This window comes from Rhizobacter sp. P5_C2 (assembly GCF_054049715.1).
Genome location: NZ_JBFULV010000168.1, coordinates 1 through 8,263, shown reverse-complemented (window position 1 = coordinate 8,263; position 8,263 = coordinate 1). Strand labels below are relative to the sequence as shown.

Sequence of the window (8,263 nt, the reverse complement as noted above, 5' to 3'; positions counted from 1 at the left end):
GTTCTACGGCGCACCGCAGCGCTTCGGCTACAACGTCGTGCGGCTGTACCCGACCAACGGATCGACGACCGTGACGGTGAAGTTCCGCGGCGTCAACCAGAGTGGCTCGGACGCTGACTTCCGCTGGGGCCTGGTGGCCACCAACACGCAGTTCACGTCGGCGCGCTACAGCGGGCTGCAGAAGGGCCTGGACGCGGACCTGACCTTCAAGGTGAACGCGGGCGAGCCGCTGTTCCTGGTGGTGAGCGCGACGCCGTCGGTGTTCAAGACGGTGGTGTGGGACCAGGCGTACGAGACGGTCTGGCGCTACCCGTACATGATCGAGCTGGCGAACGCGTGGCCGCAGGGCTTCCAGAACGGCCAGCGTGATGCCTGCCCGTCGGGCACCCTGCGCCACGCCAACGGCGGCGGCTGCGCGCCCACCAGCACGGCGGCGAGCGTGTACGTCGGGCCGTACGCGACCATCCTGCCGGGCGGCAGCGCCACCGGCAACGCGCGCATCGAAGACCAGGCCATCGTCGCGAACGGCTCGGTCACCGGCGGCACGGTCGGCGGCCTCAGCGTGATCGGCGTGACCGGCAGCCCGTGGGGCAACAACAGCTTCTCGGTGTCGGGTTCGGCGCAGGTGCGCACCACCTTCTATCCGCTCGGCTTCTTCGAGGCGAACCAGGGCGCATCGGGCAGCCTGAACCTGCATGGCGACGTCGAGTACCGCGGCACGGGGCTCAATCTGAGCTCGGGCAACCGATCGGGCTTCGTCGATGCCACGTCCAACGTGGGATCGGCCACCGACATCAACACGAAGACGACGCTGACCTGGCGGCCCTGAGGACGCGACCATGATCCGATCCAAGCCGTTGGCCGTTTGCGCGGCCATCGCGGGGCTGTGCGTGCCCGCTGTTCACGCCGCCAGCCCCGTGAGCCTGACCTACGTGGTCAACAACCAGTGGGGTTCGGGCTACTGCGCCACGGTGCGTGTCTCGAACCCGAACAGCGAGGCGGTGCCGTGGAGCGGCACGCTGACCGTGCCCGGGACGGTCGGCAACCTGTGGAACGGCGTGTGGAAGCAGAGTGGGTCCACGCTGGCCCTGAGCGGGGTCGAGTGGAACAGGACGCTCGCGGCGAAGGCGACGAACGAGTCGATCGGCTTCTGCGCGACCTCGGCGGCCGCACCGGCACCAACGCCGGCACCGGCGCCTGCACCGACCCCAGCACCCGCGCCCAGTCCTGCCCCCGCACCCACGCCAGCCCCCGCGCCATCCACCGGACCGGTCGCCGGCTCGCGCCAGGTCGAGCTGCTCGACCGCGGCGTCGTGGCCGTCGCCACCGGCAACGGTGTCTTCGTCAGCTGGCGCATGCTGGGCACCGAGGCCGACGGCGTCGCCTACAACCTGTACCGCAACGGCGCCAGGCTGAACGCGAGCCCGATCACCAGCAGCACCAACTACGTCGACGCCGGCGGCAGCGCCAGCGCGAAGTACAGCGTGGCCGCGGTTGTCAACGGTGTCGAGCAGGCACAAAGCAGCGCGACCGCGACCTGGCCGCAGCAGTACCTCACCGTCAAGCTGCAGCGCCCGGCCGGCGGCACCACGCCCGACGGTGTCGCCTACGACTACAGCCCGAACGACGTCAGCGTCGGCGACCTCGATGGCGACGGCGACTACGAACTGATCGTCAAGTGGGACCCGTCGAACTCGAAGGACAACTCCCAATCCGGCTACACCGGCAACGTGTTCGTCGACGCCTACAAGCTCGACGGCACGCGGCTGTGGCGCATCGACCTCGGCCGCAACATCCGCGCCGGTGCGCACTACACGCAGTTCATCGTCTACGACCTCGATGGCGACGGCCGGGCCGAACTCGCGATGAAGACCGGCGACGGCACGATCGACGGCACCGGCGTGGTGATGGGCAGCGCCACCGCCGACCACCGCAACAGCACCGGCTACATCCTGAGCGGCCCCGAGTACCTGACGATCTTCAACGGCCTGACCGGCAAGGCGATGGCGAGCACCGCCTACGTGCCGGCGCGCGGCACGGTGTCGAGCTGGGGCGACAGCTACGGCAACCGCGTCGACCGCTTCCTGGCCGGCGTGGCGTACCTGGATGGCCAGCGTCCGAGCCTGGTCATGAGCCGCGGCTACTACACCCGCGCGGTGATCGCGGCCTGGGACTGGCGCGACGGCAAGCTCGCATCACGCTGGACCTTCGACTCCAACACCAGCGGCAACGCGGCCTACCGCGGGCAGGGTGCGCACAGCCTGGTGATTGCCGACGTGAACGGCGACGGCAAGGACGACATCGTGTTCGGCGCCGCCGCGATCGATTCGAGCGGCAAGGGCTTGTATTCCACCGGCCTCGGCCACGGTGACGCACTGCACGTCAGCGACTTCGACCCGTCACGCCCCGGCAAGGAGGTGATGATGGTCCACGAGGAGCCGGGCCGCTACGGCGCGCACGGCGTCGAGATGCACGACGCCGCCACCGGCAAGATCCTGTGGAGCCTGCCGGGCGGCGGTGCCGACGTGGGCCGCGGCGTCGTGATGGACATCGATGCGCGCTACCCCGGTGCCGAAAGCTGGGCCACGGTGGGCGGATTGACCAGCGCGAAGGGGGAGTCGATCTCGGACCGCCGTCCGTCGCGCGTCAACTTCGGCGTCTGGTGGGATGGTGACCTGCTGCGCGAGCTGCTCGATGGCACGACCATCGACAAGTGGAACCCGGCGACCGAGAAACTCGACCGCCTGCTGACGGCGTCGAACTACGACGCCGCGTCGAACAACACCACGAAGGCGACGCCCAACCTGTCGGCCGACCTGTTCGGCGACTGGCGCGAAGAGGTGATCTGGCGCAACGCCAACAACAGCGAGCTGATGATCTTCACGACGACGATCCCGACCACCGAACGGCTGCGCACGCTGATGCACGACACGCAGTACCGCTCGGCGATCGCGAACCAGAACTCGGCCTACAACCAGCCGCCGAACACCAGCTTCTTCCTCGGCGCGGGCATGGGCAAGCCGGCGCAGCCGAAGGTGTACACGCCGGTGGCGAAGTGACGCAGATGCAAGAACGCATCCTGCGATCCGGTCACTGCGTCGTGGCGGCGGATTCGTTGGTCGCCGGGCCGGCGTAGATGCCGGCATCGCCCGCCGGTGCGGCGGGTACGGCGTCGGCGACGAGGCCGCCCGATGCGGCGAAGGCGCCGGCATCGGGAGCGGTGTCGCTGAGCATCGGCGTCAGGCACAGCACGAGGGCGAGCACGCCGGATCCGGCGGCGATGGCGATGAAGCGGCGGGTGAGGTCGGTGGGGGTATGCATGTTTGGGCTCCCTGTTGATGAAGCCCGCAAGGATGCTCGCGCCCGGTATCAGCGATGTTTCAACGGTGTCTCAGATGTTGCAGCACATCTGCCGTTACTGAGCCCTCGATTGCAGACCTCACTGCCAAGCTCACTGCGCGACGTGGCTCCCGAGTCCGTCGAAGGTGTCGATCGGGAAGCCCAGCCATTCGCTGCTCAGGTCCCAGGCCGCCGGCGCCGCGGCCGGTACGCTGCCATGCACGAGGCCCGGCTTGCGGCGCAGCGTGCGGTCCAGCGCCGACAGCGTGCCGCCAGTCCATGCCGTGCCGGGGTCGAAGCCGACCTGCCCGAACGAATCGATCACGGTGCCTGATTTCTCCAGCGTCACCGCGTCGTCGCCGTTGAAGTTGACGACAGCGACCTTCAGCGCGCCCGGCAGCGTGACACTCGTCGTGAACAAGGTGTGGATCAGCACCAGTGTCTTGCCCGATTCCAGAGTGCCGGTCAGCGGGAGCGATTGCGTCGGCGCGGTGCCGCCATTCGCATACAGCCGCACCGTGTAGACCGAGAGGTCCACCGTGCCCGCGGTCGGGTTGTAGATCTCCAGCGCCTTGTTGTTGCTGCTGCCTTCGACGTACTCGCTGAAGAACAGCTCCGGCGTGTCGCCGGTGCTCGGCGCGGCGCTGACCGCCACCGTGCCGCTGCGCTCGGCCGTCAGGCCGCCTGCGCCGCTGAGCATCAGCTTCAGCGCGTAGCTGCCGGCCGCGGCGTAGGTGTGGCTCAGTGTCGTGACACCGACCGCCGGGGCTTCGGTCGTGCCATCGCCCCAATCGACCGACAGCGTGGTGCCGTTGGTCGCCGCGATGCCGGTGATGCCGACCGCGGTGCCGACGACCGCGCTCGACGGCAGCGTCGCCGCCAGCGCCGGCACGATCACCGGTGCATCGGCCGTGAGCGTCAGGCCGACCAGCACCGGGTCGTGGTCCGACGACCGGAACGCGGTGGCCGCATAGCGGTCGTCGGTCTTGAACTCGGTGTTGTAGTCGAGCACCAGCGGCTCGTCGGCGTTGACGTGCCACACGGTGACGCCGTTCACCTGCGCGCCCAGCGTCTCGCTCGCGAACGCATGGTCGAGCGCGCCCGATTCGCCGTTGAACACATAGCTGTAGCGCGCGTCTTCCGGCAGCCGCTTCAGCAGCGCCTCGAAGCCGCCGCCTTCCAGGCTCTTGACCGGGTCCTCGTTCAGGTACGAATTGAAATCGCCGACCATCAGCACGTCGGTCTCGCCCGAGGCATCCGTCAGCCCGGTCACCCACTTCTGCAGCGCCAGCGCCTGCCGGAAGCGCGAGACGTTCCAGCAGCCCTGGCCCTTGTCGGCATCCAGGTCGGCGGCCGAGGCCGGGCACGAACCCTTGCTCTTCAGGTGATTCACCACCAGCCAGAAGCCGCCGTGGTTGTCGACCGCGGCAAAGCGCTGCGCGACCGGCGGGCGCAGGCCGCCGTCGACCGCGAAGTCCGGATCGGTCGGCACCACCGCATTGCCGAGCGGCGTCACACGCGCCGGCTTGTAGATCATCGCGACGGTGATCGCATCGGTTCCCGGCTTGCCGGCGTCGATCCACGCATAGGTGTTGGCGCCGAGCTTCGCGTTGACCGCGCCGACCAGGTCGGCGAGTGCGACGGTGCCGTTGTTCTCGATCTCCATCAGCCCGAGCGCATCGGCATCCAGCCCGACGATGGTCTCGACCAGCTTCGCGCGCTGGCGCACCAGTTCATCGGCGGTGTTGGCGCCACGCTGGCCGAGCGTCGTGAAGTAATTCAGCACGTTCAGGCTGCCGGCGCGCAGCGTGCCGCCGACGGCTGCCGGCGCGGTGGGGCGCGGGTTGGCGGCGGTGAAGACGGGCGCGGCGACCGGGTGCACGTGGAAGGCATCGGCCGTCCAGGTCACCACGCCGCGCACGCCTGCCACGGTGTCGCCGACGCGGCGCGTGCCGGTGCTGTCGGCGGCCGACAGGTAGGGGATCGGCACCGGGTTCTGGATGCCGGCGCCGTCGTCCAGCACGATCTTCGCGAGCGCGTTGGCGGCGTTGACCTCGTCGCGCGTCGCGCTGCCCGGGTGGTTGTTGGCCTGGAACAGCCGGCCGCCGGTGGACAGCACCAGCTCGCCGTAGCGGCCGAGGTTGTAGACCTCCGAAACAGTGAGCGTCTGCTTGAACTCGACCAGCATGCCCTCGACCGCTTCGAGGTCGGTGGCGCTCGTGAGCGGCAGCGTGATCTCGCGCGCCGCGATGGCCGGGCCGGCGCCGCAGGTGCTGATGGCCGTCACGGTGGCCAGCTCGGTCAGCCGCTCGGGATCGGTGCTGCCGCTCTTGAACTCGCTGACGGTGCCGCTCGCCTGCACGTAGTCGCCGAGCTTCACGTCGGCGCCGCCGGGCGCGAAGACGAACAGGCCTTCGGAGGTCTTCGGGTCGGCATCGGCGACCGGCTGCTGGATGAAGAAGCCCTTCAGCTGCGCATCGCCCTGGAAATCGGCGGTGACGACGCCGCGCACCGTGACGGCCTGGCCGTCGAACGGGCTCAGCGCGCCGGGGCCCTGCACCGCGGTGATGTCGCGCAGCGTGTTGGGCGCGGCCGGGCATTCGGGCAGCGTCGTGACGGGCGGGTTCCCTCCACCGCCAGGAGGCGGCGAGTCGTCACCACCGCCGCCGCCGCAGGCCGACAGCGCGGCCAGCAGGCCGACGATCACGCCGGACGTCCATGAAGCGTGCCATCTGGAATTCGACATGCAAGTTCTCCCTGTTCACGGAATTTCCGTCCGCAAATTTCGACAAGCAATCCGGCCGGAAAGCCGGTTTGGCAAAGCCGCGCAGGTTGCGCTGCCGGCGTGTCAGCGTGGTGACACGGGCAGGTGTTGCAAGTTCAGGTCCATGCGTTTGCTGCCAACTTCGCTGCCGGATTCACTGCCAGCGCAGCGTCCAGATGAAGTCCAGCGAGTTGTCCAGCCCCGACTGCGCGCGCAGCGTGAAGCGCTGGGCGATGCGGTAGATCAGCTGCCAGTTGCCGGTGGTCGCGTTCAGGCTGCGTTCGTAGCCGACGTACCAGCGCCGCGACAACTGCTTGCCGAGCGACACCACGGTCTCGCGCACGTCGGTCGCGCTGTTCGTGTTCTGCGACACCGACAGGTCGTCGATGCCCAGCACCTTCAGCGGATCGGCGCCGCCGCCTTCGCCGGACAGCAGCGCCAGCGCCGCGCGTTGCAGCAGCGCGGTGTCCGACTTGCCCAGCCCGTCGCTCGCACGGCCGAGCAGCATCCACGAGAGCTTGTCGATGTCGGACAACTCCGGCTCGGAGAACAGCCGCACGCGCGGCGTCAGCGCGGTGCCGGTGATCGCGACGCCGACCCGCACGTCGGTGTTCGGCCGCGTCGCCTCGATGTCGAGCCGCGGGTTCTCCGGCGTGCCGGTGAAGGTGATGACGCCGCGGTCGATGTCCAGCTTCTGGCCGTAGGCGTTGTAGGTGCCGTCGACCGCGCGCACGCTGCCGTTGAGCGCCAGCTTGCCGCCGGGCGTCGTCAGCTTCAGCTCGCCTTCGAGCCGGGTGTCGATGCCGCGCCCACGCAGCCGCAGCGCCTCGCCCAGGTTCACCGTCAGGTCGACCGCGACGTTGCGGTTGCTCGGTGCACCGGTCGGCGTGGTGGCCTCGATGTCGGCGGTGCGGTTGATGACCACCACGTCGCCCGACAGGCTGGGCGCACTCGACAGGCTGAAGTCGAACAGGCCTTCGTCGACCTTGAACTTGCCGTCGACCTTCAGGTTGTCGCGGTCGAGCTCCACCTGCGCCTGGCCGCTCGTGACGATGCGGCGGTCGACCCGGCCCAGCAGCTGGAAGCGCTCGGCCACCAGCGTCATCTGCGCATGCGGCTTCTCGCCGAACTCGGCGGCGCCGCTCAGCTTGACGGTGCCGTTGCCGGCGCGCGCCTGGAAGGTGTTGATCTTCGCGTTGTCGCCCTGCAGCGCGATGTCGACCTCGCCGTCGGTCACGTTGACGCCCTGCAGGATGTTGCGCGCCGACAGGCCGGAGCCTTTCATGTGGCCGGTGTATTCGATCGCGCCGAAGCGCCCGCCGATGGTCGCGGTGGTGCCGAGCTTGCCGCCCAGGCGCCAGCCGGCCGGCACCCATGCGCCCCAGGTGCCCAGGTTGGCGACCTGCGCCTCGAGCACGCCCTGCACCGGCGCGTCGGGCTCGGGCCAGGCGCGCTTCGGCGAGGTGCGCACGACGATCGCGCCGGCCGCCACGCCGAGCTGGTTGCCGGCCAGGCCTTGCGTGAAGTTCCAGACGCCGTCCTGCGCGCTCAGGCCGAGCCGCAGGTCGGTCAGGCCGAGCGCCTGCGTGCCGGTTTCGTCGGTCACCGACAGGTCGCCGCGCACGCGCTCGAGCACGATGTCGGCACTGAACTCGGCCGCCTGGTGCACGACGATCTTGCCGCCGATCTGCAGGTCGCCGCCCCAGCCGAAATCCGGCTGCAGCCGGCGCAGCAGCGGCGCGATCGCGACCGGCTGCAGCTCGGCCTGCACGTCGAGCTGCTGTGTCTGCACGCCCTGGCCGGCCTGCCAGCGGATGGCGTCCCAGCGCAGCCCGGCGCCGAGGATGTCGGCCCGGCCGGCCGAGACGCTGGCCCATGGCGCGTCGCCGGCCTGCACCTCGACATCGACGTTCTGCGCCAGCAGCCACGGCGTGCTGCCGGGCTGGCTGCTGCGCACCTCGGCCTGCTGCAGCGTGCCTTTCCAGCTCATCGGGGTCGGCGGCTTGCCGCCGGCCGGGCGCAGCGGCGAGCCGTCGAACGGCGCGCCGCTCAGGCCGCCGCGCGCGGTGATCAGCACCAGCGTGCGGCCGGTGGGGGCGGCCGGGGCCGATGCGGCGGCGGCCGCGGGCGGCGCGCTGGCGGCCGGGCGCTGGCGGCCGG

5 protein-coding genes are annotated in these 8,263 nt (G+C 69.9%); 2 read left to right on the top strand and 3 right to left on the bottom strand.

All coding sequences use genetic code 11. The features are described from left to right. Both ACXJLU_RS31720 and ACXJLU_RS31715 read left to right on the top strand, forming a co-directional pair. On the top strand, nt 1–829 hold an 829-nt coding region (locus ACXJLU_RS31720), incomplete at its 5' end, for a DUF6055 domain-containing protein (RefSeq protein WP_457337733.1). A 10-nt stretch (nt 830–839) separates the two neighbouring features. Beyond that, nucleotides 840–3,059: a rhamnogalacturonan lyase family protein gene (locus tag ACXJLU_RS31715; protein ID WP_457337732.1), complete on the top strand. Its 2,220-nt coding sequence runs from the start codon at nt 840–842 to the stop codon at nt 3,057–3,059. A 31-nt stretch (nt 3,060–3,090) separates the two neighbouring features. On the opposite strand, the gene ACXJLU_RS31710 is transcribed toward ACXJLU_RS31715, so the two are convergent. The 3 genes from ACXJLU_RS31710 to ACXJLU_RS31700 all read right to left on the bottom strand — a co-directional run. Then, nucleotides 3,091–3,321, bottom strand: coding sequence for a hypothetical protein (locus ACXJLU_RS31710; protein ID WP_073467598.1), 231 nt, complete (start codon nt 3,319–3,321; stop codon nt 3,091–3,093). Nucleotides 3,322–3,451: 130 nt separating this feature from the next. Then, nucleotides 3,452–6,085 (bottom strand): ExeM/NucH family extracellular endonuclease, encoded by a 2,634-nt coding sequence (locus ACXJLU_RS31705; RefSeq protein WP_457337731.1) that lies wholly within the window; start codon nt 6,083–6,085, stop codon nt 3,452–3,454. 172 nt (nt 6,086–6,257) lie between these two features. Beyond that, nucleotides 6,258–8,263 (bottom strand): translocation/assembly module TamB domain-containing protein (locus tag ACXJLU_RS31700; RefSeq protein WP_457337730.1); only part of this gene is annotated, 2,006 nt, incomplete at its 5' end.

Excerpts from the sequence above, each read along its gene's own strand:
- ACXJLU_RS31715 (WP_457337732.1), top strand. The coding sequence starts at position 840 with ATGATCCGATCCAAGCCGTTGGCCGTTTGCGCGGCCATCGCGGGGCTG.
- ACXJLU_RS31710 (WP_073467598.1), bottom strand. The coding sequence starts at position 3,321 with ATGCATACCCCCACCGACCTCACCCGCCGCTTCATCGCCATCGCCGCC.
- ACXJLU_RS31705 (WP_457337731.1), bottom strand. The coding sequence starts at position 6,085 with ATGTCGAATTCCAGATGGCACGCTTCATGGACGTCCGGCGTGATCGTC.